Origin of the sequence: Streptomyces sp. NPDC002467 (assembly GCF_042889825.1) — a bacterium.
Lineage (GTDB): Bacteria > Actinomycetota > Actinomycetes > Streptomycetales > Streptomycetaceae > Streptomyces.
The window spans coordinates 134,126-160,612 of record NZ_JBIARJ010000008.1 but is presented as its reverse complement, the minus strand read 5'-3'; the positions used below and the strand labels follow the sequence as shown (position 1 = coordinate 160,612).

The window sequence follows — 26,487 nt, the reverse complement described above, 5'->3', positions numbered from 1 at the left end:
AAGGTGGCCTCGGAGTGCACCGCCGTGCACTCCGAGGCCACCTTCGAGGAGGTTGCCCTTGCGGGCACAAGAGCTTCGTCAGGCGTTGACGCAGGTGTTGCCGAACGCGGGGTTCAGCAGGGCGATCACGTTGACGGTGTTGCCGCAGACGTTGACCGGGACGTGCACCGGAACCTGGAGCAGGTTGCCGGACAGGACGCCGGGGGAGTCCTTCGCGACACCCGCGGCGTCCGCGTCGGCCATGGCGGGGGAGGCGGCACCGGCAGCCATCAGAACGCCGGCGGCCAGCACCACTGCCTTCTTGTACGTCATTTGTTTTCGATCCTTCCCGCAGGGGCGTATCCACTGCAGAATTAACAACGAGTGTCCGGGGGAAAAGAAACCGGGGATTTTCGGCGGGAGTCGGGGAATTCACTCCGATGCCCTGCCCGAATTCCGGTTCCGATGGGCCGGCGGATTTACGGGGTCACCCTTTTCGATCGGGTGTGCCGGAAACCCACAAGCGGCGAGGCCGCCGCGACCCGAAGGTGCGGCGGCCTCGCTGGCACGGGCCTCGGTCAGCTGCCGGCGGAGGCGTTGCCGGAGAGGACCGGGATGTTGTCCAGGATGTGCGAGAGGGCCTCGTCACCCTTGGCCTGCGTGGAGTTCTCGGTGCACTGCTGGTTCTGCGGGCTGGACAGGACCGGGATGTCCTGGACGCCGACGTTGACCAGGGCCAGCACGGACTGCACGTTGGCCTTCGCGGGCAGGGCGATGCAGGGCTTGTTGAAGGAGCCCTGGATCAGGGCCATCTGCGGGCTCATGTTGCCGTAGGTGGCCTGGTTGCCGTAGATCTGCGAGGCGCCGTTGCCGTTCACGGTGTTGATGCCGTGGTCGTTGCCGATCGCCATCGCCTGCGGCGCCATGGCCGCACCCATGCCCACGACCGAGGCGGCAACCGCGGCCGAGGCCATCATCTTCTTGATCATTGTCGTCCCTTTTTTGCAGGATTGCCCGGTAGTGGAGCACCCGGATCAACGGCCCGGCCCCGGTTTGGGTTGCGTGGCTTCACCCGGATGCAGCCGTTTCGGGCGGCACGGTTGACGGTCAGGCGTTCACGCAGGTGTTGCCGAACGCCGGGTTCAGCAGGGCGATCACGTTCACGGTGTTGCCGCAGACGTTCACCGGGACGTCCACCGGGACCTGGAGCAGGTTGCCGGACAGGACGCCCGGGGAACCGCCGGTGAAGCCGTCCGCCGTCGCGCCGTCCCCACCGTGCGCGGAGGCGAGGCCCGCGCCGCCCATCAGCATCGCGGCGCTCGCGACGGCCATGGTGGTGCTGCGCACCAGCCTCTTCTTCATCTCCGTAATTCCTTTCGGTTCGAACAATGGTGCAAGCCATAACGACGTTCGGGTCCGGAAGGTGCGCGTTATCGCCCGAAAGGCCGTACGAGCGAGTCCGACGTGATTTCCAGCCCGATTTCTGACAAAGTGCACTCCTGTTTTGTCCCGTTGATCGAAAATGGAGACTGTGTCATGGGTTCCTCCCGCAGAATCCTCGGCACGCTCGGTCTGCTGTCCTGCCTGGTCGTTTCCGTGTCGCCGGCTTCGGGCGCCCCGTCTCCGAAAGAACTGCCCCGGGTCCCCTTCACCGAGCGTTACCAGGCCGTGCAGCACGGCGGCCTGGTCCGGGCCTCGAACTCCGCCATCGGCTGCCGGAGCCAGGAGTCCGCGCGGGCCGCGTCCTGCGCCGAGGTCGGGCGGGGGGCGGCGGGGGTCAACGGCGATTTCGAGATGTTCTACAACGAGGTCGACGCGGACCCGGACACCTACAACTCCACCCGGGCCGACCTCCGGATCCCGCAGGGCGCGAGGGTCTCGTACGCCCGCCTCTACTGGGGCGGGAACCTGCGGGTGGGCGAGCAGAAGCCGCCGGAGGACAACGGCCGCGTCCTGGTCGCCGAGCCCGGCGGGGCCTACAAGGAGGTCCTCGCCGACACGGTGATGGGCCACCGCACGGACGCCGGCAGCGATGCCTACCAGGCCTCGGCCGACGTGACCCCGATGGTGCGCAAGGGCGGCGCCGGGGTGTGGACGGTCTCGCAGCTGAACGTCGCCATGGGCCACTCCGAGGTGGGGGCCTGGGGCGGCTGGACGCTCGTCGTGGCGTACGAGCACCCGAAGGAGCCGCTGCGCCGGATCTCGCTGTGGGACGGCTTCGAGGTGCTGGAGACCCGGGCCGGCGACGGGGTCGTCGAGGTCGACGGGCTGTCGGCGCCGCCCGGGTCCGCGGGGAAGGTCGGGCTGGTCGGCTACGACGGGGACCGCGGGGTCCTGGGCGACTCACTCACCGTGACCTCCGACAGCGGGCGCCGGGTGACCATCGGCGATGCAGAAAATCCTTTTAATGATGTTATGAATTCCACGATCACGGAATTCGGGGATCACTCGTTCGTGCGACAGCCCGAACACATCAACAATCTCGGATATGACGCGGACGTGTTCGACCTGAGTCCCGCCCTGTCCGGTGGCGCCCACAGCCTGAACTTCGGGCTCAAGGGCGAAAGTCAAGGTCATTTCCTCGGTGTGCTCTTCGTTCAGACAGACGCGCGCCGCTGAACGTAGGAGCACTCCACGTGCCCACACAGCCACGGGCCGCACGGCCCACGACCGTCCTCCATCTCGTCCAGCCCGTCGACGGCGGAGTGGCCAGGGTCGTCACCGACCTCGTCCGCGCCCAGAGCGCCGAAGGCCTGCGCACCGTCGTCGGCTGCCCGCGCGGCGGCGTCCTGGCCGACGCCGCCCGGGCCGCCGGGGCCGAGGTGCTCACCTGGCGCGCCGGACGGGCCCCCGGCCCCGCGCTGCCCGCCGAACTCCTCGGTGCCCGGCGGCTGCTGAGCCGGGTCCGGCCCGACGTGTTGCACGCCCACAGCGCCAAGGCGGGCCTCGCCGGGCGGCTCGCCGCGCGCGGTGCCCTGCCCACCGTCTTCCAGCCGCACGCCTGGTCCTTCGAAGCCGTCGGCGGGGCCACCGCCGCCCTCGCCCTGAGGTGGGAGAGGTACGGGGCCCGCTGGGCCGACCGGGTGCTCTGCGTCAGCGAGGCCGAACGCCGCGCCGGCGAGGCCGAGGGCATCGCCGCCCACTGGTCGGTGATCCGCAACGGCGTGGACCTCGACCACTTCCGCCCCGGCGACCCCGATCCCGACCACGACAAGGCCCTGGCCCGCGCCGGACTGCCGCTGCCCGCCGCGTTCCGGGGCGACGGACCCCTCGCCGTCTGCGTGGGCCGGCTCTGCCAGCAGAAGGGGCAGGACGTCCTGCTCCGCGCCTGGCCGGAGCTGCTCGCCGCCGTCCCGGGAGCCCGCCTCGCCCTCGTCGGCGACGGCCCCGACGCCGAACGGCTGCGCCGCACGGCGGCCCTGTCGGGCACGAGGGTGCTCTTCGCGGGAGCCGCCCGGGACATCCGACCGTGGCTTCGGGCCGCCGATCTCGTTGTACTGCCGTCACGGTGGGAAGGCATGGCGCTCGCCCCGCTCGAAGCGATGGCCTGCGGCCGCCCGGTCCTGGTCTCCGACGTCAGCGGTGCCCGGGAGAGCCTGCCGCCCGGCCAGGGACGCCTGTGCCTGGTACCGCCGGAGGACCCGACGGCCCTGGCCAAGGCCCTGGGAGGGCTGCTCGCCGAACCGCGGCTGCTCGCCGAACTCGGAGAGCAGGCACGGCAGCACGCCCGGACCGACTTCGACGTGCGGCGGACCACGGATGCGGTCACCGGTCTGTACCACGAACTGCTGGGCAGGCCCCGGCCCTTGAACCAGGAGCGCAACACCCGATGACGATGGACAGCGCACCCGCCAGGCGGCACACCGGGCAGGGCGGCCCCGAGTCGGCGGGCACCACGGCAGTACGCCGGGCCCAGGCCGCCATCCACCCCCCGCGCGGGCCCGAGGCCGACCGGGCCCGGCCCGCCGTGCGCCCGCAGCGGATCCGCCGCCGCGGGCGGGTGCTCCCGCTGCTCACCGCCGACGCGCTGGCCGCCGTACTGACCGTGGTGGCGCTGCCCGCGCCGGCGCTGCCGGCCGGAGCGACCGTCCTCGTGGCCCTGCTCCTCGTGGCCCTGCACGCGCAGGCCGGGCTGTACCGGCCTCGGCTCGCCCCCTCCGCGCTCCGCGAACTGCCCGTGCTGGCCGGGCGGTCCGCCGTGCTGTGGTGCACCGTCGCGGCGGTCTGGGCCGGCGGCTTCGGCCGCGCCCTCGGATGGGAGCTCCTGCTGAGCGCCGCCTGCGTCATGGCCGTACTGACGTGCGCGGGACGCGGGTTCGTCAACCAGTGCCTGCGCCGCACGGCCGTGCGCAGGCCCGCCTCCGCCCTCGTCGTCGGACCCGGCGCCGGGGCGGGCGCGGTGGCCGCGGCCCTGCACTCCCGCCCCGAGTTCGGCCTGCGCCCGGTCGGGATCGCCGACACCGAGGCCGTCGCCGAAGGGGAGGGCGGCGCGATGCCGCTGCTCGCCACCCACGAGGACATCCGGCGCGCGGTGATCCAGAACTCCGTCCGGCACGCGGTGTTCACCCGTCCGCCCGAGGCCGACGAGCACACCGCCTCCCTGGTGCGGCTCTTCCACGACCACGGCTGCCGGCTCTGGCTCGCCGACCCGGCCGGCACCGCCAAGGTCACCGGCATGCGGGTGGCGTGCCCCGCCGACCAGCTGTGGGGGTACGCCGTGCAGCCGCTGCTGCCGCGCCCCGTACGGCCCGTGGAGCGCTGGGCGAAGCGCGGCATCGACGCCGTGCTCGCGCTGCTCGCGCTCGTCGCGGCGGCGCCCGTGGTGGGCGTCTGCGCGCTCGCCGTGCGGATCGGGGACGGGCCGGGGGTGATCTTCCGGCAGGAGCGGGTCGGCCTGTACGGGCGGCCCTTCACCCTGCTGAAGTTCCGTACCCTGCGCGCCGACGCGCACGAGGCCGCCACCCGGTGGACGGTGGCGGGGGACCGCCGGATGAGCGCGGTCGGCTCCTTCCTGCGCAAGTCCTCGCTGGACGAGCTGCCGCAGCTGTGGAACGTCGTACGGGGTGACATGAGCCTGGTCGGTCCCCGGCCCGAGCGGCCCTTCTTCGTCGCGAAGTTCTCCACCGTGCACCCCGGCTACGAGGCCCGGCACCGGATGCCCGTCGGCATCACCGGGCTGGCCCAGATCAACGGCCTGCGCGGGGACACCTCCATCGAGGACCGGGCCCGCTTCGACAACCACTACATCGACACCTGGTCGCTGTGGCAGGACCTGTGGATCCTGGCCCGCACCGCGGCCTCCTTCTTCCGCTTCCGGCTGGGGGGCAGCTGATGAGCCTCGCGGTATCCCCGTTCCCGAAGGGCGTACGGCGGCCCGGTGCGCCGTTGCCGGTGCTGTTGCGGCGGCACTGGCCGCTGCTGCCGCTCGCCGCGACCGTGCTGTTCCTGCTCGCCCCGCTCCCGGCGGGGGACGCGACCGCCTCCGGCAAGGTCGGCCCGGCCGACGCGGCCTCGCTGCTGCTGGTGCTCGTGTGCGCCGTGCAGGCGGTGCGCGGCCGGGTGAGGGAGTTGAGCCCCCTGGGCGTGCTCGTGCTCGGGGCGCCCGGGGTCGGGCTCGCGGTGGCGACGATGACCGCGGGGGACCCGTACGCGGCCCTGCCGGGCTTCGTGCGCTACCTCCAGGTCTTCGTCCTGGTCCCGGCGGCGATCGTGCTGCTGGTGCGAGACGCGGCGGAGTTCCGGTTGGCCGCCGGGTGCTTCGTGGTGCTGGCGCTGGTGCAGGGCGCGGTGGGGGTCGTGCAGTACGCGACGCACACCGGGGCCTCGTACCAGGGCGAGGACGTCCGCGCCGTGGGCACCTTCGGTCCCGGTGACGTCATGGGCATGGCCACGGTGGTGGCGTACGGGCTGATCGCGGCGACGGCGCTGGCCCTGTCGCCGGGGCTCGCGCCGCGGGTCCGGCGGACCGCCGCGGGCGTCGCGCTGCTGCTGGTGGTGCCGCTGGTGCTGTCGTTCAGCCGGGGCGCGTGGATCGCCACCTCGGGGGCGGCCCTGCTCGTCATCTTCCTGGCGGGGGTCCGGCGGGCCCTGAAGGTGCTGGTCGCGCTGGGCGCCGTCGGGGTGGTCCTGGTGGGCGGGTTCGGCGTCGGCTCCGAGATGGTCGGCGAGCGGCTGGCCTCGATCACGCAGGTGTCGAGCGCGCCCGACCAGTCGGTGACCGACCGCTACACGATGTGGGCCGCGGCCGAGTCGATGTGGCGGGAGCGGCCGGCGGTCGGGGTCGGGCTGAAGGGCTTCCCGGCCAACCGGGACGGGCACTCCTCCCTGGGCCTGTCCTCCGGCAGCGACACGGCGGGCGCGGGCCAGGCGTTCCTGCGGCAGCCGCTGCTCTCCCCGCACAACATGTACCTCCTGGTCCTCAGCGAGCAGGGACTGACCGGGCTGACCGCGCTGGCGGGCGGCTGGGCGGTGCTGCTGGTGGCGGGCCTCAGCCGGCTCGCCTCCGGCAGGGGCGTGCGGGGCGACGGGCGGACGCGGGACTGCGGGTTGATCGCGGTAGGCCTGTTCGTGTGGCAGCTCATCGACTTCCTGTACGCGGACATCGGCGGGCCGTCGACGGTCCTGACCGGTGTGATCGTCGGTCTGGCGGCCTGGTGGGCGCTTCCCTCCCCGGGGGGCGTCGGTTCGCCGGGGGCGCCCGGCGGTCGGGGTGGCCGCGGGCGCGGCGGTGCGGTTGCTGCCGCGGGCGGGCGCACCGGCGTGCGCGCCGTTCCGGGTGCGGACGGCCCGTGACGGACACGACGCCTTGGCGGCCCGCCTCCGGCCCCCGGGCCGGGGCGGGCCCCGCCCATGTCCCGGCCCCGCCGGACCCGGCCGTGCCGACCGTGTCGGACCCCGGCTTCGTGACGGGCGGCCTGCCCCGCCCGGCCGACGGGCCGGCGGGGCAGGGTTCCGGCCTGCCGGACGCGGGCCGGGTCCCCGCGGTCTCGGACCCGGGGTTCGTGACCGGCGGGCTGCCGCGGTCCGCCGACGGCCCGGGCGTGCCGGAACCCGGCCTCGCGGGCGGGGCGTCGCCCCGTTCCGGCGACGGCCCCGCGGAGCCCGGGGGCCGGGCCTCCGGGGCCGTACCCGTGCCCGTCCCCGGGAGTCCGGCGGGGCCCGGTTCCGCCGAAGGCGGGCGGCACGGAATGCCGATCGCGGTACGGGCCGGTGCCGGGCCCGCGAACGGTGACGGGCCGGCCGCTCCGGGCGCGGTGGAGCCCGGGGCCGGGCCGGCCCGGGGCCCGGGGGCGTCGGGCGTCCCGTCCTCGGCGGCCTTCGGATCCGCCGGGTACGCGGGCGGGCCCGGCGGGCAGGCCGGGGACGGCACCGCTGCGGCCGGGTACGGCCCTGCCGGGTACGCGGGCGGTGATCCCGGGCCGCGGAGCGTGCGGATCGCCGCGTGGGCCGGTGGGCAGGCGGGAGCCGGCAGCGGCCGGCCCGGGGACGCCGGGACGGGCGGCGGGCGGGACGGCCGCACGACCGGGTCTCCCGCCGCCGCGCCGGCCGAGGCGCCCGGCGGGAGCCAGCCGCTCGGGCGGTTCCTCGCCAAGGCCGCGGCCGTCACCGCCGGTCTGACCGCCGCCGGGGCGGTGTTCGGGCTGGTCCGGGACCAGACCATCGCGCACCTCTTCGGGGCCGGCCACGACAGCGACGCCTTCCTGATCGCCTGGACCGTCCCCGAGATGGCCTCGACGCTGCTCATCGAGGACGCCATGGCTCTGCTGATGGTGCCCGCCTTCAGCCACGCCCTGGCCCGGCGGGCCGCCGCCCGGACCGGGCTCACGCGCAAGGAGGCCCGCGCGCAGGACCCCGTACGGCTGCTGGTGGGGGCGACCCTGCCGCGGCTCGCGCTGCTCCTCGCCGTGGTCGCCGCGCTGCTCGTCCTCGCCGCGCCGGCCGTCGTCTCCGTACTCGCCCCCGGCCTGCCCGATCCCGGGCTCGCCGTGCAGTGCACCCGACTGACCGCCCTGACCGTGCTCTCCTTCGGGATCGCCGGATACTTCAGCGCCGCGCTGCGCGCGCACCGCTCCTTCGTGCCGCCCGCCGCGATCTACGTCTCGTACAACATCGGCATCATCGGCACGATGGTCGCCCTCCACGCCCTGTGGGGGGTCCGGGCCGCCGCGGCCGGTGTCGCCGTCGGCGGGCTGCTGATGGTCCTCGTCCAACTGCCCTCCTTCATCAGGAACGTCGGCTTCGGCACGACCCGCGGCCGGGGCACCGCCCGCAGCCAGCGGGACCGCGACCGGCCCACCCTCATCGCCTTCGGGGTCATCGCACCGGTGGTCTTCTTCGCGGTGTCCCGGCAGTCGCAGGTGCTCGTCGAGCGGTTCCTCGCCGCCTCCCTGCCGCCCGGGGCGATCTCGCACCTGAACTACGCGCAGAAGGTCGCGCAGATGCCGATGGTGCTGTCGCTGATGATCTGCACCGTCACCTTCCCCGTCGTCGCCCAGGCCATGGCCGGCGGGGAGCGGGAGAAGGCCCGGCGCCGCGTCGAGCGGGACCTGGCGCTGGCCTCGCTCGCCGTGCTCATGGGCACCGCGCTCGTCATCGGTTACGCGCCCCAGATCATCCAAGTGCTCTTCGAGCGCGGCGCGTTCACGCACCAGGACACCCTCGCCACCGCCTCCGTGATGCGGGTGTACGGGCTCGGCCTCCTCGGCCACTGCCTCGTCGGGGCGCTGTCCCGGCCGTTCTTCTCGACCGCCCGGCCCACCTGGTTCCCGGCGTTCGCGATGGCCGCCGGACTCCTCGTCAACATCGTCGCCGGAGCCTTCGCCGTCCGCTGGTGGGGCACCTACGGCATCGCCGCCGCCAACGCGGCCGGCATCTCCACCACCGCCGCCCTCCTGCTCACCGGCCTCGGCTCCCGGATCGTCGCCATCCAGGTCCGCCGGGTCGCCGTCAGCATCGGGCGGCTCGGCGTCGCGGCCGTCGCGGCCGGCGCCACCGGCTGGATCGCCGGGCCCATGATCCCCGACCCGCTGCTCAGCGCCGCCCTCGGCTGCCTGCTGGTCCCGGCCATGTTCGGGGCCACCGGCACGGCCATACGCGCCCTCGAAGTCACCGCCCTGCCCGCTCAGATCTCCCAGCTCACGCAGAGGTTCCGCAATGTCCGCTGACACCGACACGGCCCCCGCCGCCGTGGTGGACCCACCCCGCCGGACCGCCTTGCCGTGGGTCCTGATGTACCACTCGGTCGCCGAGTTCACGGACCCCGCCGAGGACCCGTACGGCATCACCGTCACACCCGTCGCCCTGGAGGCCCAGCTGCTGTGGCTGCGCTCCCGGGGCCTGCGCGGGGTGTCCGTCGGCGAGCTGCTGCGGGCCCGTGCCGCCGGGCGCGCCGCCGGGCTCGTCGGGCTGACCTTCGACGACGGCTACGCCGACTTCCTGACCGGCGCGCTGCCGCTGCTGCGCCGGCACGACTGCACCGCCACCCTGTTCGTCCTGCCCGGCAGGCTCGGCGTGGACAACGTGTGGGACCCGCTGGGGCCCCGCAAGGCCCTGCTCACCGCCGAGGGCGTCCGCGAGATCGCCGACTCCGGACAGGAGATCGGCTCGCACGGGCTGCTCCACCAGGACCTCACCGCGGCCGCCGACGACGTGCTCCAGCAGGAACTGCGGGGCAGCCGCGACCTGCTGCGCGAGCTCACCGGCGTGCTGCCCGAAGGGTTCTGCTACCCGTACGGGCACCTCGACGCCCGGGTCGTCGAGGCGACCCGGGCCGCCGGGTACGGGTACGCCTGCGCCATCGACCCGGGGCGGCTGGCCGGCCGGTACGCCCTGCCGCGCACCCACGTCAGCCAGGCCGACGGCGGCGCGCGGCTGCGCGTGAAGCAGCTGCGGCACCAGGTGCGGGAACTGCGACGGGTGGTGCTGCCGTGAAGGCCCTGCACATCATCACGGGGCTCGGCGTCGGCGGCGCCGAGCAGCAACTGAGGCTGCTGCTGCGGCACATGCCGATGCGGTGCGACGTCCTGACGCTGACCAACCCCGGACCGGTGGCCGAGGGGCTGCGCGCCGACGGGGTCCGGGTCGTGCACCTGGGCATGACCGGCAACCGGGACCTGGGGGCGCTGCCGAAGCTGGTGCGGTTCATCCGGCGCGGCCGGTACGACCTCGTGCACACGCACCTGTACCGGGCCTGCGTGTACGGGCGCCTCGCCGCGCGGGTCGCGGGCGTCGGGGCGACCGTGGCCACCGAACACTCCCTCGGGGACGGCGAGATCGAGGGCCGGCCGCTGACGCGCGGGGTGCGGGCGCTGTACCTGGCCAGTGAGCGGTTCGGCGCGGCGACGGTCGCGGTGTCCGACACGGTGGCGGCCCGGCTGGAGGCGTGGGGGGTGCCGGCCGAGCGGGTGCACGTCGTCCCGAACGGGATCGAGGCCGTCCGCTTCCGCTTCGACGAGGGCGCACGGCGTGGTACGCGGGCCAGGACCGGGCTGCCGGAACGGGCGTTCGTGGTCGGCGGGGTCGGGCGGCTGGTGCCGGGCAAGCGGTTCGACGTACTGGTGCGGGCGGTGGCGGCGCTGCCGGGCGCGCACCTGCTGCTGGCGGGGGACGGGCCGGAGCGGGCGGCGCTCCGCCGGCTGGCGGCGGAGCTGGGCGCGCAGAGCCGGATCCACCTGCTGGGCGAACGGGACCCGCTGGGCGACAGCGCGGACGGGCGCACCCCGGGGATCCCGGCGCTGCTGGCGGCGATGGACGTGTTCGTGTCCCCGTCGCGGGAGGAGGCGTTCGGGCTGGCGGTGGTCGAGGCGCTGGCGGCGGGGTTGCCCGTGCTGCACGTGACCTGCCCCGCCATCGACGACCTGCCGGCCGTGCAGGCGCCGGGGGCCCGCCGCATCGGTACGGGCACGGAGGAACTCGTCGCGGCGCTGCGGGGGCACATGGAGGCGGGGGCGAAGCGGTTGCCGGTGCCGCCGGTGGCCCGCCACTACGACATCGCCCGCAGCGCGGCCCTCCTCATGGACGTGTACGACCTGGCCCTGAACCCTTCCGGGGCCGCCGCCCCGGACCCCGGTGGGGCCGCACCGGATCCGCTCGGGGCGCGGGCCCCCCGGGCCACCGCCCCGGACCCCGCGCCTCGAACGCCGGCGGGGCTGGAAGTGCCCCCGCCGGGGCGGCGGCAAGGGGCCGCGTCCGGGCAGGGCGGTACCGGTTGAGCGTTGCCCCGTAGCTCCCCGCAGGGGCCCGGCAGGGCCCGTAGAGAACTCCCCGACACACAGGAAGCGAGCGCACGCACATGGCCGACGCCGTTGATCCGAAGGAATCCGAACACCGTTCCGGCCGGCGCCGGCCGAGCCGCCGCCGGGTGCCGGTCTGGTGGCCGCTGCCCGCCTGCGCGCTGGTGGGGCTGGCCGCCGGCGGGGCGTACGGGGTGCTCAAGGCCCCCGAGTACGCCGCCACCAGCTTCGTCGTCGCCGTCCCGGACGACACCACCGAACCCGCCACCGCCCTCGGCTTCGCCCAAGCGTACGGCCGTATCGCCACCAGCGGTTCCACCCTCGCCTACGCCCAGCCCCGCGCGGGCATCGGCGCGCGGCAGCTGCGGACCCAGGTGCGGGCCGAGACCTCCCCCGAGTCCCCGATGATCGCCATCACCGGTACCTCGAAGAGCCCCTCCGGCGCCGCCGACATCGCGAACGCCGTCGCCGACGCGCTCTCGCTGAGCAGCAACCAGGCCACCAAGAACACCGGGGTGAAGCTGCTCCTGTTCAGCCAGGCCGTCGCCCCGACCGAACCCGCCTCCCCCTCCGCCGCCATCAGCGGCGCGGTCGGGCTGTGCGCCGGCGGCCTGCTCGGCGGGCTGTGGCTGCTCGCCCGGCCCGGCGGCCGCACCAGGCGCCGCCCCGAAGAGCCCGAGGCGCAGCCGGCCGTGGAGGGGTACGCCTCGCTCCCGGCCCAGGGTGAGCACGCCGACGCCAAGGAGAAGGAGTCCGTCCGATGACCAGGGCCTGCGCCGGGCCGTCCCTGTCGGTCACCCTCTGCCGAGACCCCCGACAGTTCGCCGCCCTGGAGGGGCCGTGGAACCGGCTCGTCCGCGCCTGTCCCACCGCCACCCCCTTCCAGAGCCACGCCTGGCTGCACTCCTGGTGGCTGTCGTACGGGAAGGAGGGCCGGCTGCGCCTCGTCCTCGTGCGCCGCGGCGAGGAGTTGGTCGGCGCGGCCGCGCTGATGCTCGTACACCGTCCGATGCCGCTGCTCGTGCCGCTCGGCGGCGCCATCACCGACTGGTTCGACGTGCTCGTCTCCGCCGAGTACGCCGACCAGGTCGTCCCGGCGCTCGCCCACGGGCTGCACCGGGCCGCCCGGGGCGCGGTCGTCGACCTGCGCGAGGTCCGCCCCGGGGCCGCGGTCGAGCAGATGTACAAGTACTGGCCGGGGACGGGCGCCCGGCTCACCGACTCCACCTGCATGGAACTGCCCACGCTGCCCTTCGACGAGTTGGTCAAGCGGATGCCGGCCTCCGGAGCCCAGCGGGTCCGGGCCAAGCTCCGCAAGACCGACGCCGTCGGGATCGAGGAGCACGAGGTCACCGAGCAGGAAGTGCCCCGTGCCGTACGGACCCTGCTGCGGCTGCACGAGAAGCAGTGGCGGGGCCGCGGGGTGACCCCCGAGCACCTGCGGCCGCGCTTCGCCGAGCACCTGACCCGGGCCACCCGGCGGATGGTGCGGGCGGGGGAGGGCCGGCTGACGGAGTTCCGGCTGGACGGGAAGGTGGTGGCGTCCAACGTCACCCTGCTGTCGGCAGGCCTGAGCGGCGGCTACCTGTACGGGGCCGACCCGGAACTGCGCGCCCGGAAGGTGGACGTGGCGACGCTGCTGCTGCGCCACGAGGCGGGGCGGGCGCTGGCCGACGGCCGCCCGGTGGTGAGCTTCCTGCGCGGCGACGAGCCGTACAAGAACCACTGGAGGCCCGAGACGGTCGTCAACCAGCGGTTCCTGCTGGCCACGCACGCGCTCGCGCCCCTGCTGCGGCTGCACGAGTCGCAGCTGGCGGGGCGCGAGCGGGCGGTGGACGCGCTGCGGGAGGCCCTGCCGGCCGCCCGGGACTGGCGGGCGCGGCTGGGTGAACTGCGCGTGCGATGACCCGTCTAGAAGGGCCAGTAGCCGGATTCCCTGCCCCAGTCGACCTTCACGCAGACCGACTGCTTGCCTACGAGCTTGGAGAGCCACTCGCCGAAGCTCAGCGGCACGCACCACTGCTTGCCGTTCACCGGCGGGGTTTCCGGCTCGGGCCGGGGCTTGGGGGTGGGCTTGGGCGTCGGCTTGGGCTTGGGCTTCGGCGTCACGGCCGGGGCGGGATCGGGCTTCGGCACGAGCGGGCTGGGGCTCGCGGGGAGCGTGGCGTCCGGGGTGGGGTCGGGCGCCGGGTCGAGCGGGGGCGTGACCGGAGTCGGGGACACCGGCAAGGGCTTGGGGACGTCGGGTGTCGGCACCGGTGTCGGCGTCGGCACTTGTGGGGTCGGGATCGGGGGGATCTCGGGCGTCGGGACCTGGGGGGTGGGGATGTGCGGGGTCGGGACCTGAGGGGTGGGGATCTGGGGCGTCGGGACGACGGGCGTGGGGATGACCGGGGTGGGTACCACCGGGGTCGGGACCACGGGTGTCGGGACGACCGGCGTCGGCACCACCGGCGTCGGGACCGGGACGGACTTCTCCGGGGTCAGCGCCTCCCGGAAGGCCTTCGACGACTCGGGGTTCTGCTTGCACTGCCACACACCGTGCGGGCAGTAGTCGGTGATGGTGTGGTAGAGCGGTTTGTGCTGCTCGATCCACTGCAACATGCGCCGCACATACTCCGCGTTGTCCCCGCGCCGGAACAGCCCCCACTCCGGGTACGAGATCTCCTTGCCGTGTGCTTCTGCGAAGTCGACGTGCTGCTGGAGCCCGTACGGCTGGGAGATCTGGTCGTCGAAGGTGTCGCCGGGACCCTGGTCGTACGAATCCATTCCGATGATGTCGACCACGTCGTCGCCCGGGTAGCAACGGGTCCAGCCGATCGCGTCCGTGCCCCGGTTGGGGGCGAAATCGAACTTGAACCTCTGACCGGGAACGGACCGCATCGTGTTGACGATGCGCTTCCAGTACGCCTTCCAGTTCTCCGGGTCCGGCCCGCAGCGGTGCGAGTAGGTGGTGCCGTTCATCTCCCAGCCGAGCACGATCACCGTGTCCGGGACGCCCAGCGTCACCAGCCGCTCGGCGAGCCGGCGGAAGTGCGCGTCGTACTCGCCCCGCGCGCCCGCCCCGATCAGCCGGGCGACCCGGGCGTCGGACAGCCGGTCCTCGTTGCGTTCCTGCATGGGCACGTTGAGGACGAACATCCGGTCGGCGCGGGACAGCCGCCACGCGGCCCAGTCGGCGAGGAAGGAGACGCGCCCCTCGATGCCGGCCCACTGGTCGCCGGGCAGGTAGGTGTGGCCCACCCGGATCTCCTTGCCGCCCAGCCAGTTCGACAGGAGCGGGATCCGGGCCACTCCGGTCGGTCCATAGTCGAGATAGGCGCCCATGGCGATGTCGTCGTGTCCCGACCAGCCCTTCGAGGGCGCCGCCGACAGCGCGGCGCCGGTGGCGAGCAGTCCGGCCGCGACCGTACCGATACAGGTGGTCGCCAGTCGGCGGCGTGGTCTGCGCATGGCGTCTCCCCGGGCTTTCCCGAATCGATGTGCTTGTCGAAGACGTTAGACATCAGATCCGACGAATGGCCTGCCCGGTGACGGCCTCCTAGGCCATTCGCATCTGCGTAGCATCCTCCGCTTGGTCCGACTAGGTGAAAGACGCCGTTGCCATGCACGCCTATCCCGTCCACGTGCCCGCTGTTGTGCTCAGACTCGACCGGAATCCGTTCCACCACGGAACCCTCGGCGCCGTCAGATCCCTTGGCCGCAAGGGCGTGGAGGTCCATGCCGTCGTCGAGGCCGGGGGAGGTCCCATGGCGCGTTCGCGGTACCTGCGCGCCGTGCACCCAGGGCCGCCCGGCGGGTTGGACCCCGAGGCGCCGGAGCCGTTGCTGGAGTGCCTGACCGGGGTGTCGGAGCGCATCGGGCGGCCGGCGGTGCTCATCGCCATGGACGATCTGAGCGCGATCGCCGTGGCGCGGGTCGCGCCGATGCTGGAGGGCCGGTTCCGGATCCCCCGTCAGCCCGACGACCTGCCGGCCCGGGTCGCGGACAAGGCCGAGCTGGCGCGGCTCTGCGCCCGGTGGGACATCCCGCACCCGGAGACGGTGGTCCCGCGGAGCGCGGCCGAGGCGGCGCGGGCCGCGTGGCGGCTGGGGCTGCCGCTGGTGGCCAAGTGGAGCCGGCCGTGGCTGCTGCCCGCCGGGGGAGGTGAGTTGCGGAGCACCGCGCTCGTGCGGACCGAGGCCGAGGCGGTCCGGCTGTACGAGCGCTCCGCCGAGGCCGGGAGCCCGCTGCTGCTCCAGCGGTTCCTGCCGGCCGGGCCGGACACCGACTGGTTCTTCCACGGCGCCTTCGGTCGGGGCGGGCGTCCGCTGCTCGCCGGGTCGGGCCGCAAGGAGCTGTCCTGGCCGCTGCGGACGGGGCTGACGGCGGTCGGCCGCTGGCTGCCCGATCCGGCCGTGGAGGAGGCGGGGCTGAGGCTCGCCGAACGGCTCGGCTACCAGGGGATCTTGGACCTGGACTTCCGCAGGGACGAGTCGGGCGCCTTCCGGCTCGTGGACTTCAACCCGCGCCCGGGCGCGCAGTTCAGGCTGTTCACCGACCCGGCCGGGCTGGACGTCGTACAGGCGATGTACCTGGACCTGACGGGCCAACGGGTACCGGAGCCCTCGGGCGGACCGGGCCGGGTGTTCGTCGCGGAGAACTACGCCCTGCTGGCCGTGCTCCGCGGCGGCAGACCGCCCGCGAGGCGGGCCGGGCGGACCCCGCCGGGTGCGGTGCGGCGGGCCGGCGCGGGCGCCGCCCCGGCGGCCGGGGGCGGTCGCGCCGGCCCCGTTCCCTTCGTGCCGCGGCCCGCTGGGCCCCGACGGGGGCGGGTGGAGGCGGCCTGGTTCGCGGCCGACGATCCGGGGCCGTTCGTGGCGATGCTCGCCGCCTTCGCGGGGCGGGGCGCCGGGAAGGCGGCCCGGGTGCTGCGCGGGTTCCCGGAGCAGGGTCGGCGCACCGCGCTCGCGGCCCCGCCGGCTGCGCCGCCGGAGGCGCCGGCGGAGCCGGACGAGTTGGTGACCAGGTGAACGGGCGGGTGAACGGGCCCGTCCGGCGGGCGGAAGGGGAGGAGCGCGCGTGACGCGGATCGACGATCTCGTGGTGGTAGGCGCGGGCCCGTACGGGCTGTCCATCGCCGCCCACGCGGCCGGCGCGGGGCTCGACGTACGGCTGCTCGGGCGGCCGATGGCCTCCTGGCGCGACCACATGCCCGACGGGATGTACCTGAAGTCGGAGCCCTGGTCCTCCAACCTGTCGGCGCCCGACGGCGGGCACACCCTGGCCGACTACTGCGCAGGCCGCGGACTGGGCGCGGAACACGGCACTCCGCTGCCGATCGGCACGTTCAGCTCGTACGGGATGTGGTTCGCCCGGCACGCCGCGCCCGAGGTGGAGGAGGTGACCGTGACGGAGGTGACCCCCGAGGGCGACGGGTTCCGCGTCCGCACCGCCGAGGGGCCGCAGCTGCTCGCTCGTACGGTGGCCCTCGCGGTCGGGGTCATGCCGTTCGTGCACCTCCCCGAGGCCCTGCGGGGGCTGCCGCCCGGCCACTGCTCGCACAGCAGCGGCCACCGGGACCTGGCCCGGTTCGCCGGGCAGGAGGTCGCCGTGCTCGGGGCCGGGCAGGCGGCGCTGGAGACCGCCGCGCTGCTGGCCGAGCGGGGCGCCCGTCCGTGCCTGGTCGCCCGGCGCTCCCGGCTGAACTGGAACACCGTGCCGCAGCCCCTGAGCCGGCCCGCGCTGCGCGCCCTGCGCGATCCGCACAGCGGCCTCGGCACCGGCTGGCGCAGCTGGGCGTGGTCGGAGCTGCCCTGGGCGGTGCGCCGGCTGCCCGCGCGGAGCAGGGAGCGGATCGCTGCGACCGCGCTGGGGCCGGCCGGTGCCTGGTGGCTGCGCGAGCGGTTCGAGCGGCGCGTGCCCGTGCTGCTCGGGCACGAACTGCACCGGGCGGTCGCCGAGGGCGGGCGGACCCGGCTCGACCTGACCACCCGGTCCGGGGCGCCGGTGGTCCTGGACACCGCGCACGTCATCGCGGCCACCGGTTTCGTTCCGGACCTGGCCCGGCTGGGGCTGCTCGACGCGGGGCTGCGGGCCTCGCTTGCGACCGTGGGGAGGACCGGGACGCCGGAGCTCGGCCCCGGTTTCGAGTCCTCGTGGCCCGGGCTGTTCTTCGCGGGGCTGCTGACGGCTCCCTCATTCGGCCCTTCCATGCGATTCGTGCACGGTGCGGGCTTCACGGCGGGGAGACTGGTGAGAGGAGTCCGAAAGCGCCTCGGCGCCGGAGGCCCGCTGTCGGGCGTGCGGACGATCGTCGCGCCCCGCCGGGCCGCCGCCGGGTCGCCGAGGACGTATCTGCGGTGAGTGACGGAACTGCGGGTGAGAGAGGTCTGCGATGAGCGCGGAGCGAGCACAGGGCCGTGGCTGGGTGCGGATCCCCGCCAGCCGCGGGGAACAGCCCGCGGCGGCCAGGACGGCCGGGTACGACCCGGCCCGCGGGCCGGCCGGGAACCAGGCGCCGCCCTCGCACCGGGCGCCGTACGGATCCGGGTACGGGTCCGAGTACGGGTCCGGGTACGGAGCCGAGTACGGGTCCGGGTACGGCTACGGGGCCGGTCACCAGGCGGGGCAGGCCCCCGACCACGCCACGATCTACCTGTCCCTCGTCAAGCGCTGGCGGGAGGCCGGGCGCACTCTTCCGGGGCATCCTGACGAGGAGTGGGAGCGGCTCATCTCCCAGCCGTGCTGGCCCGTCCGTTAGGTGGTGTGAAGCGTGGCAGCGGCGGAGCAGGACGGACCCGGGCGGGCCCGGCGGCCCGACGGGGGCTCCCCGGCGACCGGGCCGGGGGAGCGGCTCGCGCTGAACGGCATGGGCAGCTTCGAGTGGGACCTGGACGCGGGGACGATGGTGCTCGACGAGGCGGGCATGGGCGTCGTCGACGTGGCGCCGGAGGAGTTCGACGGCACGCCGGAGGGGCTCGGGCTGCGCATCCCGCCCGAGGACGCCGCCCGGCTGAACGAGAGCGTGGCCTCCGTCCTCGACGCCGGCGGGGACACGTACGGCGCGTACTTCACGGTGCGCAGGCGCGACGGCACCGACCAGTGGACCCACACCCAGGGCCGGGTCCAGCGGACCCCGGAGGGGCGGGCGTACCGGATCGTGGGGATCGTCCGGGACGCCACGCCGGAGCTGGCCCACGCCACCCTGCTGCGGAAGCTGGAGACGGCGCGCGCCCAGCAGACCACGATCGTGCAGCGGACCACCGAGGCCCTGTCGCGGGCGGTGACGGTCGACGACGTGACGGCCGCGCTGACCGGGGCCGGGGCCCTGGAGCGGCTCGGCGCGGACGGGCTGGCGCTCGGGCTGGTCGAGGGCGCCTCCATCAAGATCATCGCGCTGAGCGGGGAGACGCTGGAGATCCTCAGCGAGCGCCAGTTCACCCGGTTGGACGGCTCGCTCCCGCTGTCGCAGGCGGTGCTCTCCCGGAAGGCACGTTTCGTCACCTCCCTCACCGAGCTCGGCGGTGAGTTCCCGCTGCTCTCGGAGTACCTGAACCGGATCCACTACGACGCGGCCGCCTACCTGCCGCTCATCGCGCAGGCCAAGGCCATCGGCGGGCTGGTCCTGTTCTACCGGCGGCGCAGCGAGTTCAGCCCCGAGGAACGCAACCTGTGCCTGGGCCTGGCGGGCATCGTCGCCCAGTCGCTCCAGCGGGCGCTCCTCTTCGACCAGGAGCGGGAGTTCGCCACCGGCCTCCAGGCCGCCATGCTGCCGCGCCGGATCCCCGAGATCACGGGCGGGGAGATCGCGGTCCGCTACCACTCCGCCTGGAGCGGGCGGGAGGTCGGCGGGGACTGGTACGACGTGATCGCGCTGCCCCGCGACCGGGTCGGCCTCGTCGTGGGCGACGTACAGGGCCACGACACGCACGCCGCGGCCATCATGGGCCAGCTGCGCATCGCCCTGCGGGCCTACGCGGGAGAGGGGCACCCGCCGTCCACGGTGCTGGCGCGGGCCTCGCGCTTCCTCGCCGAACTGGACACCGAACGCTTCGCGACCTGCATGTACGCCCAGGTGGACCTGGAGACCGGGGGCGTACGGGCGGTCCGCGCGGGCCACCTCGGCCCGCTGATCCGTCACACGGACGGGCGTACCGGCTGGCCCAACGTGCGCGGCGGCCTGCCGCTGGGGCTGGCCTCGATCTTCGAGCAGGAGGAGTTCCCCGAGACCCGGCTCGACCTGGTCCCCGGCGAGACCCTCGTGCTGTGCACCGACGGGCTCGTGGAGGAGCCCGGCACCGCCATCACCCAGGGCATGGACGCCCTCGCCCACGCGGTGCGCAGCGGCCCGCAGGACGCCGGGGCGCTCGCCGACCACCTCTCCGACCGGCTGTGGGAGCGCTGGGGCTCCGGGGACGACGTGGCCCTGCTGGTGCTGCGCCGCGCACCCGACCCGGGCACCCACCGGGCCCCGCGCATCCACCAGTACGTCCACCAGGCCGATCCGGAGGGCCTGTCGGAGGCCCGCTACGCCCTGCGGCAGGCGCTGCGCGACTGGGGCATGCCGGAGCTCGCCGACGACGTGGAGCTCGCGGCGGGGGAACTGCTGGTCAACGCCCTGCTGCACACCGACGGCGGGGCGGTGCTGACGATGGAGGTGCTGCCCGAGCCGGTGCGCCGGATCCGGCTGTGGGTCAAGGACCGTTCCAGCGTGTGGCCGCGCCGGCGCTCCCCGGGCGAGGCGGCCACCACGGGACGCGGGCTGCTGCTGGTGGACGCGTTGGCCACGCACTGGGGCGTGGAGTCCCGGGGCGAGGGCAAGGCCGTGTGGTGCGAGTTCGACGCGAACGGCAGCCCCCGGAGCGTGGGGTGACCGGTCCGTCACGCCGAGTTGTGGGGAGTCGGGGGCGGGGTGATGATGCGGACCATGACAGCTTTCGTGTGCGACCGGCTCCGCGGGACCGCGCAGTGCGCGGGCTGAGCAAGGGCGCGATCACGGGCATCCTCGCCCTGATCCTCCTCGCCGCCGGCGTGCCGACGGTCCTGGACCGGACGGCGGGACGACCGCACGCGGTCCCCGGGTGCCAGTCGGTGGCCTTCATGTCGATGACGGACGTGGTGCCCGAGTGCCGGTAGCGGCGTTGCCCGGACGCCCGGGATCGGGGCCCGGGCCCCGGCCGGCGCTTCCGCGCCGGCGCTTCCCGGTTCCGGCCGCCGGCCGCCGCGCTCCGGGCCCGGAGCGCCCGGGTCCGGAGCGCCCCGACCCGGAACACCCGGGTCCGGGCGGCGGCGGCCACCGGACCGGCGGGCGCGCGTGGTGGGTCCGTACCGCTCAGCGGTCCGCCCGGACCTCGACGTCCCGTACGTCCTGGGCGACCGTGGCGACCGCCGACGGCATGAGGCCCGACAAGTGGATCTCCTGGAGCTCCGCCGAGACCGTGGCTCGGCCCGGCCGCACGCTGCGCGTCGCGAAGCCGGGGGCGTGCGCCTCCCACACGCGCTCCGTACCGTCGCAGACGACCTGCGCGCCGCCGATGCTGAGCTGGTGCCCCTCCTGGAGGACCGCGGCCTTGACCTGCATCGCCCCCATGGGTGACGCCTGCTCGCAGCGATAGGTGCCGGAAAGGGTGATGCTGCCGTCCCCGGCGATACGAACGTCAGGCCGTACGGAAATACCCTGGTTGAAAACGGTGGCGCCGGCAGGGGCGGTGAATACCGTGGTCGCGGCCAGTGCGGACAGGGCTGCCAGCGCCATTCGGCGGCCGGAGATGCGCATTCTTCCTCCAAGGGATCGCGCAAGGGATCGCGGCGGCGGGAATCCGCCGGAACGAATTGTGCTGGCAGCCGGGCACCCCCACTCGCTCCGCGCACTCGTGTCGGTGTGTGCAATTCGCCTTCGGGGCGCGTGAGACTGGCCGGAATACGTGCCGAAGGGATCCCGAATGCGCCCCGTCCCCCGCCCGCTTCCCGTGCTCGCCGCCACCGCCCTCCTGCCCCTGCTCCTGTTCGGCTCCGCGGCCTGCGACCGCGCTCCCGAGGGGGCGCTCGCCCCGGCCGCCGCACCCGCGGTCCCGGTGGACGACGGTGCTCCCGGCGCCGCCGGGGCGCCCGTGCGGGCCGGGGCGAAGGATGCCCATGTGGGTGACGCCCTACGGGTGCGCGGGCAGCGACTCGGTCGCCACCTGGAGGTCCTGCTGGCCGCGTACGTGGACCCGGCGGTCAGCGTCGCGAAGGACTTCGCCCCGGCGCCCGGGAAGCGGTGGGTGGCCGCCTCGATGTCGTTCGTCAACGTGGGCGGGGACTCGTACGGGGCTCTCGGACGCATGTGGGCGCACGACAGCGCGGGACAGCGCCACCCGGTGGTGCCCGCCGGTGAACTGACGACGGGCAAACCGCTCGTTTTTGATTCCCTCGCCGTCGGTGAACGGGCCGAGGGTTGGGTGGTGTTCGAAATCCCGGAAAACGCGCGCATCGACCGTCTCCAGTACCAGGACGCGAACATCCGGGCGAATTCCGGAGAGGGATTCTGGGCGGTCTAGCCCGCCCGGGTGAAAGGCCGTGAAAGGCTCGGCGGCCGGACCACTAGGGTGCGGCGCATGACTTCTACACAAGCCGAAATCGACCGGACCCAGCTCGGCACCCTTTCCGTGCTCGCCTGGATCGGCGACCCCTCCGAGGCGCACGACATCCCGTACCTCCTCGCCTACACCCTCGGTGACGGCCCGGGCGGCCGGGAAGCCGGGGAGACGGCGGCCCGCGGGCTGCTGGAGGAGATCGGCCTGCCCATCGGCGACGTCGTCATGGACGGCACCCGCAACCCGGCCGGCTTCCCGGTGCAGATCCTGCTGGAGGGCAACCAGATCGCGCTCACCCTGCCCGGGATGAACGCGCGCTGCACCGCTCCCGACGAGTGGGTCGCCGCCGCGGACGAGAGCGGCCAGGCGTACTTCCTGTTCGCGACGCGGGCCTGGCCCGAGGCCGTCCCCGGCCGGCCGGTCACCCCGGAGACCCTTCAGGCGTTCGCGGGCGACGAGGCGGTGCTCACGGGCAGCGCCCACTGCGTGCTCTCGGTGCGCCGCCTGCAGAAGTAGCCGCGCCGCCGCCGCCGCGGCGAGCGGCACGGCACCGCGCTCCGGCCGCCGGGCTCCCAGCCTGCCCGGTGGCCGGCCCCCTTCCCGGTCCTGGGGCGGGGACGGGCGGGGCGGGCTCAGGGCCGCTCGAAGGCGAACTTCAGCGAGCGGACCCGGTTGTCGAAGTTCGACCCCGCCAGATCGGGCAGGCCCACCGCGCGCAGTCCGACCGGCCGGGTCAGCAGCTCGTGGAAGAGGGCCCGCATCTCCACCCGTGCCAGGTGCGCGCCCAGGCAGAAGTGCGGGCCGCCGCCGCCGAAGCCGAGGTGCGGATTGGGCGAGCGGGTGATGTCGAAGGCGTCCGGGTCGGGGAAGACCGCCTCGTCCCGGTTGGCGGAGGCGTAGTACAGCACCACCTTGTCGCCGGGGTGGAACAGGTGCCCCTCCACGGTGTGTTCGGCGACCACCGTCCGGCGGAACTGGATGATCGGTGTCGAGTGCCGGATCATCTCCTCGACCGCGCCGTCCGCGTGCTTCTCGAAGTCCGAGAGCAGAAGGTCCCGTTGGTCCGGGTGGTCGGTGAGCAGCGTCAGGCCGTGGGTGATCGCGTTGCGGGTGGTCTCCACCCCGGCGACCATCAACAGGGAGAAGAAGGCTCCGAGTTGCCGCGCGCCGAGGGCCTGGCCGTCCACGTTCGCGCAGACCAGTGCCGAGATCAGGTCGTCGGTGGGGTTCTTGCGGCGCTCGCGCCCGATGCCCGCCACCATCCGCTGCATGCGGGCGAGGGCGCGCAGCCCCCGACCGGGCATCCGAAGCCGCGAGGCCAGGCCCCGCTGCACGCCGATGTTCTCGGAGGCGTGGTTGACGCGGTCGGCGATCTCGGGGCGGTGGCGCTCCGGGATGCCCATCATGTTGCAGATGACCTCCAGCGGCAGCCGGGAAGCCACCGCCGAGACGAACTCGTCCGGCCGGTCAGCCAGTACGTGGTCCACGATGCGGGTCGCCACGGCGTGGATGTCCGCCTCGGCCGCCGCCAGCAGGCGGGGCGTGAAGGCCCGCTGCACGATCTTGCGGAGCTGGGCGTGGTCGGGGCCGTCCAGGTTGACCATGGAGTCCCCGAACAGGGCGCGGACCCAGCGGGCGGGCTCGGGGGTGGTCACGCCGGGGGCGCTGGCGAACACCTTGGGGAGGCGGCTGGCCTCTTGCACGTGGGCGTGGCGGAGGAGGGCCCAGTGACCGGCCCCGCCGGTCCCTTCGGGGACGAATACGGGGCCGCCGGTCTCTCGGAGGCGGGCGAAGACGGCGAGTCGGTGGGCGGGCGGCGCCTGCCAGAAGCCCGGCTCGGCCAGTTCCCTGCCGGGGGCTCCGCCGATGCGTTGTGCGGGGAGTGTCATGGCCTGCCAACGCCGCCGGAGGCACGGGGGTGACGGTCCGGCTGCCGCGCCGCTGCCGGGGCTCCGCCCCGGCCCCCGCGCCTCAAACGCCGGCGGGGCTGGATTTGCCCGGCGGACGGCAGGAGCGAAATCCAGCCCCTCCGGCGTTTGAGGAGCGGGGTACGGGGCGGAGCCCCGGGTCAGTGGGCGGTGGGTTCCGGGACGGAGTTCGTGGCAAGGGCCAGGCCGATCGCGACCGTGGCCGCGCAGGCCAGTCCCGCGTACAGCACCGCGTACGCGCCGGCCCACGTGCACGCCAGGACCACGACGGCGGACACCGGCAGCGTCAGCTGCTGTGCCACGCCCCGCTTGAAGTGGCGGGAGTGCAGGAGCCAGACCATCAGGAGGAAACCCGCGCTCGGCACCGTCACTGCGGCGTTCGCCGCCACCTGCGAGATGTGCGCCGCACCCACCGCGTGCTCGACCGCCACCTCGATGCCCGCCCCGATCGCCGCGCCCGAGGCGAAGATCAGCAGGTGCCCGTACCCCCACGGGATCGCCTCCCGATTGGTGTTCAGCCGCTCGTGCATCGGCACCGCGAAGTAGATCCACCACGCCGCGAAGACGATCAGCAGCCCGCCGCCGGCGATCGGCAGCAGTAGGCCCACCGCGTCGTGCTCGTCGAGCGCCGACTTGACCGCCACCGTGGCCGCCGAGATCGTCTCGCCCAGCACGATGATGGTGAACAGGCCGTACCGCTCCACGATGTGGTGCGCGTGCCACGAGGTCTGGTGGCTGCGCTCCGCGATCGCCGGGACGAGCAACTCGGCGACGACCAGGATCAGGAACAGCCAGCGCCGGGCGCCCTCCGGGGCGAACAGCAGCGCCACCCAGCCCGCCTGGCAGATCACCAGCCCGACCGCGTACGTCAGCGCGGACGTCCTCGCCGCGCCCCGTTCCGCGGCCGCCGCCCGCAGCCACTGCGCGGTCAGCGCGACGCGCATGATGATGTAGCCGATGACGGGGACCGTCCAGTCGTTCTCGTCGAAGGCCCGGCTCACCCCCGCCGCGTAGACCAGTACGCCGACGATCTGGACGAACGTCGCGAGCCGGTACGGGACGTCGTCGACGTCGTAGGCGGAGGCGAACCACGTGAAGTTCATCCACGCCCACCACACGCCGAAGAAGACGAAGAAGTAGCCGGTCACCCCCGCCCCCGGGTGGCCCTCCGCCAGCGCGTGCACCAGCCGGGCGCCGGCCTGCGCGATGGCGACGACGAAACAGAGGTCGAAGAAGAGTTCCAGCGGGGTGGACGCGCGGTGGAGTTCGTCGCGGCGGCGGGGGGTCATCGTTAGGTAGGCCATACCGGCCAGGAGATCAGACGCGCGCCCGTTCAGCAGGCCGGACGCGCAGCCCGCACCGCCCGCGTGCCTCGGGCGGTCTCGTAGCGCCCCAACACCAGCCGGGCCACGCTCGGGTGGTCGGCCAGCGGCTCCGACACCGTCCACGCACCGAGGCCCGCGAGGGTCCGCGTGAAGCGGCCGGGGGCCAGCAGGTGCGCGGCGACGGCGATGCGGCGGTGTCCGGCGGCCTCCAGGGCGGCCAGCGCCCGCGGAACCGTGGGGTCGGCCGAGGTCAGGTACGCGGGGACCACCGGGACGGGGTCGGGGCCCGTGTCGGGGTCGGCGGCGAGCAGGGCGGCGAGGCGGGCCGCGCAGTCCTCCGTACCGGCGTTCCCGCCTGGCCGTGAGGAGCCCGCGCCCGCCACGACCACGGCGTCGGCCCGCGTGTGTGGGCCCCGGCGGCGCTCGGCCTCCCGCAGCCGGCCGTACAGGGCCAGGGCGATGCCGGGCTCGCCCCCGAGGCCCTCGGTGAGGACGCAGCCGGTGCCTTCGAGGACGGCGGGGATGTCGACGCGGCGGTGGTAGCCGTCACCGAGGAGCAGCGGGACGACCACCGCGCACGGGTGCGCCCGTACGACGTCGGCGAGGGACGGGGACTGCACGTCCAGGTGGCCGACGACCGGGCGTATCCCGCTCAGCGCCTCGATGGCGGAGGCGAGCCGAGCGATGGTCGCGGCGGCGGCCGGGACCGTGCTGCCGTGCACGGCGAGTACGAGCATGGGTGCCGCCCCCTTCGCGCCGGGTGGCGTACGACCGGATCGGCCCGGGACACCTTCCACGGTAGCCGCGACAGGGGCCCGGGGCGGGGCGGCCAAGGGCCCGTCACGAGGGCCGTACGTCCTGTCCGGAACGGGGTGCCGGTCCCCTGACCAGGGGGCTTCACCGGCGCTGGGGGCCGTGGAGCGGACCTACGGTCGAAAGTCGGAAGCGGAACACCTGCACGACCGCACGACCGCACGCACACGGAGTGAGAACCATGGCGCAGACGCTCATAGTCGTAGGCCACGGCGCGGTGGGCTCCGGCGAGGCGGGCTCCGGTGCGGCGGACCTCCGTACGGCCGCGCGGGGTCTGGAGCCGGGGCGCGGGCGCACGGCGGTGCTTGCGGACGGCACGGAGGCGGCGCTCTTCGAGGACCGCGCGGGCGAGGTGTACGCGGTCGGCAACCGGGACCCCTTCTCGGGCGCGGACGTGATCGCGGACGGAATCATGGGTTCGCGGGGCGGGGTGCCGGTCGTGGCCTCGCCGATGCACAAGCAGCTCTTCGACCTGCGGACGGGCGTCTGCCGGGACGACCCGGAGGTCGCCCTCCCGGTCCACGCCCTGGACTGACCGACCAACGCACCGTGGGGGGGGGGGGCGCGGGGGGGGGGGGGGCCGCGCGGGGCCCGGGGGGGGGGGGCGGGGGCCCGGCCCCCCGCCCCCGGGGGTGGGGCCGCCAGCACCCCCAAC

25 protein-coding genes are annotated in these 26,487 nt (G+C 74.4%); 17 read left to right on the top strand and 8 right to left on the bottom strand.

Annotated features, from left to right (window positions below; all coding sequences use genetic code 11):
* Nucleotides 1-78 precede the first annotated feature (78 nt).
* From ACFYYJ_RS18685 to ACFYYJ_RS18675, 3 genes are all read right to left on the bottom strand, one after another.
* Nucleotides 79-312, bottom strand: a complete 234-nt coding sequence (locus tag ACFYYJ_RS18685; protein WP_384757197.1) for a chaplin — start codon at nt 310-312, stop codon at nt 79-81.
* A gap of 245 nt (nt 313-557) precedes the next feature.
* On the bottom strand, nt 558-968 hold the full coding sequence (locus tag ACFYYJ_RS18680) for a rodlin (protein ID WP_376661546.1): 411 nt from the start codon (nt 966-968) through the stop codon (nt 558-560).
* A 118-nt stretch (nt 969-1,086) separates the two neighbouring features.
* Nucleotides 1,087-1,341, bottom strand: a complete 255-nt coding sequence (locus tag ACFYYJ_RS18675; protein WP_389133732.1) for a chaplin — start codon at nt 1,339-1,341, stop codon at nt 1,087-1,089.
* 174 nt (nt 1,342-1,515) lie between these two features.
* On the opposite strand from ACFYYJ_RS18675, the gene ACFYYJ_RS18670 reads away from it, so the two are divergent.
* The 9 genes from ACFYYJ_RS18670 to ACFYYJ_RS18630 all read left to right on the top strand — a co-directional run bounded on the left by ACFYYJ_RS18670 (nt 1,516) and on the right by ACFYYJ_RS18630 (nt 13,116).
* The gene (locus tag ACFYYJ_RS18670) at nt 1,516-2,598 is read left to right on the top strand and encodes a DUF3344 domain-containing protein (protein ID WP_389133730.1); all 1,083 of its coding nucleotides are present in this window, start codon (nt 1,516-1,518) and stop codon (nt 2,596-2,598) included.
* Nucleotides 2,599-2,615: 17 nt separating this feature from the next.
* Complete coding sequence (locus ACFYYJ_RS18665) at nt 2,616-3,812, top strand: glycosyltransferase (RefSeq protein ID WP_385363886.1); 1,197 nt, start codon at nt 2,616-2,618, stop codon at nt 3,810-3,812.
* Complete coding sequence (locus ACFYYJ_RS18660) at nt 3,809-5,311, top strand: exopolysaccharide biosynthesis polyprenyl glycosylphosphotransferase (protein WP_389133726.1); 1,503 nt, start codon at nt 3,809-3,811, stop codon at nt 5,309-5,311. The genes ACFYYJ_RS18665 and ACFYYJ_RS18660 overlap by 4 nt, the downstream gene beginning before the upstream one ends.
* Nucleotides 5,311-6,771 carry an O-antigen ligase family protein gene (locus tag ACFYYJ_RS18655; protein ID WP_389133723.1) on the top strand — a complete coding sequence of 487 codons (1,461 nt, stop codon included), beginning with the start codon at nt 5,311-5,313 and terminating at the stop codon, nt 6,769-6,771. Before ACFYYJ_RS18660 ends, ACFYYJ_RS18655 begins: the two co-directional genes overlap by 1 nt.
* A 641-nt stretch (nt 6,772-7,412) precedes the next feature.
* A complete protein-coding gene (gene murJ, locus ACFYYJ_RS18650; RefSeq protein ID WP_389134009.1) occupies nt 7,413-9,143 on the top strand; it encodes a murein biosynthesis integral membrane protein MurJ in 1,731 nt (576 codons plus the stop codon).
* Nucleotides 9,133-9,909 carry a polysaccharide deacetylase family protein gene (locus ACFYYJ_RS18645; RefSeq protein WP_385131762.1) on the top strand — a complete coding sequence of 259 codons (777 nt, stop codon included), beginning with the start codon at nt 9,133-9,135 and terminating at the stop codon, nt 9,907-9,909. The genes murJ and ACFYYJ_RS18645 overlap by 11 nt, the downstream gene beginning before the upstream one ends.
* Nucleotides 9,906-11,189: a glycosyltransferase gene (locus ACFYYJ_RS18640; RefSeq protein ID WP_385131764.1), complete on the top strand. Its 1,284-nt coding sequence runs from the start codon at nt 9,906-9,908 to the stop codon at nt 11,187-11,189. Before ACFYYJ_RS18645 ends, ACFYYJ_RS18640 begins: the two co-directional genes overlap by 4 nt.
* A gap of 80 nt (nt 11,190-11,269) precedes the next feature.
* Entirely contained in the window at nt 11,270-11,974 is a 705-nt protein-coding gene (locus ACFYYJ_RS18635) for a lipopolysaccharide biosynthesis protein (RefSeq protein ID WP_389133718.1), read from the top strand.
* The gene (locus ACFYYJ_RS18630; protein ID WP_385131768.1) at nt 11,971-13,116 is read left to right on the top strand and encodes a GNAT family N-acetyltransferase; all 1,146 of its coding nucleotides are present in this window, start codon (nt 11,971-11,973) and stop codon (nt 13,114-13,116) included. The genes ACFYYJ_RS18635 and ACFYYJ_RS18630 overlap by 4 nt, the downstream gene beginning before the upstream one ends.
* A gap of 5 nt (nt 13,117-13,121) precedes the next feature.
* Here the strand turns inward: ACFYYJ_RS18630 and ACFYYJ_RS18625 are convergent, their stop codons facing one another.
* Nucleotides 13,122-14,663, bottom strand: coding sequence for a glycoside hydrolase family 26 protein (locus tag ACFYYJ_RS18625; protein WP_389133714.1), 1,542 nt, complete (start codon nt 14,661-14,663; stop codon nt 13,122-13,124).
* Nucleotides 14,664-14,959: 296 nt separating this feature from the next.
* Between ACFYYJ_RS18625 and ACFYYJ_RS18620 the strand changes: the two genes are divergently transcribed.
* From ACFYYJ_RS18620 to ACFYYJ_RS18600, 5 genes are all read left to right on the top strand, one after another.
* On the top strand, nt 14,960-16,222 hold the full coding sequence (locus tag ACFYYJ_RS18620; RefSeq protein ID WP_385363880.1) for an ATP-grasp domain-containing protein: 1,263 nt from the start codon (nt 14,960-14,962) through the stop codon (nt 16,220-16,222).
* 58 nt (nt 16,223-16,280) lie between these two features.
* Nucleotides 16,281-17,555 (top strand): NAD(P)-binding domain-containing protein, encoded by a 1,275-nt coding sequence (locus tag ACFYYJ_RS18615; RefSeq protein ID WP_389134007.1) that lies wholly within the window; start codon nt 16,281-16,283, stop codon nt 17,553-17,555.
* Between the two features lie 31 nt (nt 17,556-17,586).
* Nucleotides 17,587-17,952, top strand: a complete 366-nt coding sequence (locus ACFYYJ_RS18610) for a hypothetical protein (RefSeq protein ID WP_389133710.1) — start codon at nt 17,587-17,589, stop codon at nt 17,950-17,952.
* 12 nt (nt 17,953-17,964) lie between these two features.
* Entirely contained in the window at nt 17,965-20,064 is a 2,100-nt protein-coding gene (locus tag ACFYYJ_RS18605; RefSeq protein WP_385363877.1) for a SpoIIE family protein phosphatase, read from the top strand.
* A gap of 95 nt (nt 20,065-20,159) precedes the next feature.
* Nucleotides 20,160-20,327, top strand: coding sequence for a hypothetical protein (locus ACFYYJ_RS18600; RefSeq protein ID WP_385131780.1), 168 nt, complete (start codon nt 20,160-20,162; stop codon nt 20,325-20,327).
* Between the two features lie 196 nt (nt 20,328-20,523).
* Here ACFYYJ_RS18600 and ACFYYJ_RS18595 read toward each other — a convergent pair whose 3' ends face one another.
* Nucleotides 20,524-20,967 (bottom strand): DUF6299 family protein, encoded by a 444-nt coding sequence (locus tag ACFYYJ_RS18595; RefSeq protein ID WP_389133704.1) that lies wholly within the window; start codon nt 20,965-20,967, stop codon nt 20,524-20,526.
* 166 nt (nt 20,968-21,133) lie between these two features.
* Between ACFYYJ_RS18595 and ACFYYJ_RS18590 the strand changes: the two genes are divergently transcribed.
* Both ACFYYJ_RS18590 and ACFYYJ_RS18585 read left to right on the top strand, forming a co-directional pair.
* Nucleotides 21,134-21,730, top strand: a complete 597-nt coding sequence (locus tag ACFYYJ_RS18590; protein ID WP_385131785.1) for a hypothetical protein — start codon at nt 21,134-21,136, stop codon at nt 21,728-21,730.
* A gap of 57 nt (nt 21,731-21,787) precedes the next feature.
* Nucleotides 21,788-22,282: a DUF5949 family protein gene (locus tag ACFYYJ_RS18585; RefSeq protein WP_385131788.1), complete on the top strand. Its 495-nt coding sequence runs from the start codon at nt 21,788-21,790 to the stop codon at nt 22,280-22,282.
* A gap of 116 nt (nt 22,283-22,398) precedes the next feature.
* Here ACFYYJ_RS18585 and ACFYYJ_RS18580 read toward each other — a convergent pair whose 3' ends face one another.
* The 3 genes from ACFYYJ_RS18580 to ACFYYJ_RS18570 form a co-directional block, all read right to left on the bottom strand.
* Entirely contained in the window at nt 22,399-23,655 is a 1,257-nt protein-coding gene (locus ACFYYJ_RS18580; RefSeq protein ID WP_389133701.1) for a cytochrome P450, read from the bottom strand.
* A gap of 179 nt (nt 23,656-23,834) precedes the next feature.
* Nucleotides 23,835-24,998, bottom strand: a complete 1,164-nt coding sequence (locus ACFYYJ_RS18575) for a low temperature requirement protein A (protein WP_389133698.1) — start codon at nt 24,996-24,998, stop codon at nt 23,835-23,837.
* A gap of 29 nt (nt 24,999-25,027) precedes the next feature.
* The gene (locus ACFYYJ_RS18570) at nt 25,028-25,756 is read right to left on the bottom strand and encodes a sirohydrochlorin chelatase (protein WP_389133695.1); all 729 of its coding nucleotides are present in this window, start codon (nt 25,754-25,756) and stop codon (nt 25,028-25,030) included.
* Between the two features lie 257 nt (nt 25,757-26,013).
* On the opposite strand from ACFYYJ_RS18570, the gene ACFYYJ_RS18565 reads away from it, so the two are divergent.
* Nucleotides 26,014-26,367, top strand: coding sequence for a nitrite reductase (NAD(P)H) small subunit (locus tag ACFYYJ_RS18565; RefSeq protein WP_389133693.1), 354 nt, complete (start codon nt 26,014-26,016; stop codon nt 26,365-26,367).
* The last annotated feature ends 120 nt before the right edge of the window (nt 26,368-26,487 follow it).

What these genes read in the sequence shown, in the direction of transcription:
- ACFYYJ_RS18685 (WP_384757197.1), bottom strand. Translation starts at nt 312, where the DNA reads ATGACGTACAAGAAGGCAGTGGTGCTGGCCGCCGGCGTTCTGATGGCT.
- ACFYYJ_RS18680 (WP_376661546.1), bottom strand. Translation starts at nt 968, where the DNA reads ATGATCAAGAAGATGATGGCCTCGGCCGCGGTTGCCGCCTCGGTCGTG.
- ACFYYJ_RS18675 (WP_389133732.1), bottom strand. Translation starts at nt 1,341, where the DNA reads ATGAAGAAGAGGCTGGTGCGCAGCACCACCATGGCCGTCGCGAGCGCC.
- ACFYYJ_RS18670 (WP_389133730.1), top strand. Translation starts at nt 1,516, where the DNA reads ATGGGTTCCTCCCGCAGAATCCTCGGCACGCTCGGTCTGCTGTCCTGC.
- ACFYYJ_RS18660 (WP_389133726.1), top strand. Translation starts at nt 3,809, where the DNA reads ATGACGATGGACAGCGCACCCGCCAGGCGGCACACCGGGCAGGGCGGC.
- ACFYYJ_RS18655 (WP_389133723.1), top strand. Translation starts at nt 5,311, where the DNA reads ATGAGCCTCGCGGTATCCCCGTTCCCGAAGGGCGTACGGCGGCCCGGT.
- ACFYYJ_RS18645 (WP_385131762.1), top strand. Translation starts at nt 9,133, where the DNA reads ATGTCCGCTGACACCGACACGGCCCCCGCCGCCGTGGTGGACCCACCC.
- ACFYYJ_RS18635 (WP_389133718.1), top strand. Translation starts at nt 11,270, where the DNA reads ATGGCCGACGCCGTTGATCCGAAGGAATCCGAACACCGTTCCGGCCGG.
- ACFYYJ_RS18630 (WP_385131768.1), top strand. Translation starts at nt 11,971, where the DNA reads ATGACCAGGGCCTGCGCCGGGCCGTCCCTGTCGGTCACCCTCTGCCGA.
- ACFYYJ_RS18625 (WP_389133714.1), bottom strand. Translation starts at nt 14,663, where the DNA reads ATGCGCAGACCACGCCGCCGACTGGCGACCACCTGTATCGGTACGGTC.
- ACFYYJ_RS18620 (WP_385363880.1), top strand. Translation starts at nt 14,960, where the DNA reads ATGGCGCGTTCGCGGTACCTGCGCGCCGTGCACCCAGGGCCGCCCGGC.
- ACFYYJ_RS18610 (WP_389133710.1), top strand. Translation starts at nt 17,587, where the DNA reads ATGAGCGCGGAGCGAGCACAGGGCCGTGGCTGGGTGCGGATCCCCGCC.
- ACFYYJ_RS18595 (WP_389133704.1), bottom strand. Translation starts at nt 20,967, where the DNA reads ATGCGCATCTCCGGCCGCCGAATGGCGCTGGCAGCCCTGTCCGCACTG.
- ACFYYJ_RS18590 (WP_385131785.1), top strand. Translation starts at nt 21,134, where the DNA reads ATGCGCCCCGTCCCCCGCCCGCTTCCCGTGCTCGCCGCCACCGCCCTC.
- ACFYYJ_RS18585 (WP_385131788.1), top strand. Translation starts at nt 21,788, where the DNA reads ATGACTTCTACACAAGCCGAAATCGACCGGACCCAGCTCGGCACCCTT.
- ACFYYJ_RS18580 (WP_389133701.1), bottom strand. Translation starts at nt 23,655, where the DNA reads ATGACACTCCCCGCACAACGCATCGGCGGAGCCCCCGGCAGGGAACTG.
- ACFYYJ_RS18575 (WP_389133698.1), bottom strand. Translation starts at nt 24,998, where the DNA reads ATGGCCTACCTAACGATGACCCCCCGCCGCCGCGACGAACTCCACCGC.
- ACFYYJ_RS18570 (WP_389133695.1), bottom strand. Translation starts at nt 25,756, where the DNA reads ATGCTCGTACTCGCCGTGCACGGCAGCACGGTCCCGGCCGCCGCCGCG.
- ACFYYJ_RS18565 (WP_389133693.1), top strand. Translation starts at nt 26,014, where the DNA reads ATGGCGCAGACGCTCATAGTCGTAGGCCACGGCGCGGTGGGCTCCGGC.